Annotated in this window: 1 protein-coding gene and 1 pseudogene; both read left to right on the top strand. The window is 59.6% G+C overall.

Going from position 1 to position 512, the window contains the following annotated elements; genetic code table 11:
- A partial coding sequence (locus AC3WK5_RS29030) for a hypothetical protein (protein WP_492574165.1) occupies positions 1-137 on the top strand: 137 nt, incomplete at its 5' end.
- Between the two features lie 238 nt (positions 138-375).
- Positions 376-510: pseudogene (locus tag AC3WK5_RS29025) on the top strand (hypothetical protein); the annotation flags it as partial.
- Positions 511-512 lie beyond the last annotated feature (2 nt).

Raw genomic sequence — 512 nt, 5'->3', positions numbered from 1 at the left:
TCCGCATCGAGTTCAAAGGTGGCGAGAACCCGTACGAAGGCAACAAGAACACGCTTACAGACCGCCAGGTCAACAAGAAGCGCCGCTTGATGACGCACCACAAGAAAGCCGACAAGAAGCGCCGCGACAAGCGCTGATTCGAAAGCCGGCTCGTCCCGTCGGGATGGGCTTTTGTGGCGAGCGGGCTTGCCCGCGTTGGGTCGCGAAGCGGCCCTGAAATCTACAGCCGTGGTGGTTCGGGTAGAACCCGGCGGCTTATTTTGCGACTGCTTCGCAGCCGAACGCGGGCAAGCCCGCTCGCCACAGGTGAGCAGTCTTGGTATTAGAAGAAGGGCGCCCATGGCGCCCTTTTTCGTGCCTGGCGTTTGAGCATTCCGCATCGAGTTCAAAGGTGGCGAGAACCCGTACGAAGGCAACAAGAACACGCTTACGGACCGCCAGGTCAACAAGAAGCGCCGCTTGATGACGCACCACAAGAAAGCCGACAAGAAGCGCCGCGACAAGCGCTGATT

Source organism: Pseudomonas sp. FW306-02-D09B, from assembly GCF_058782685.1.
This window is presented reverse-complemented; position numbering and strand designations above follow the sequence as displayed.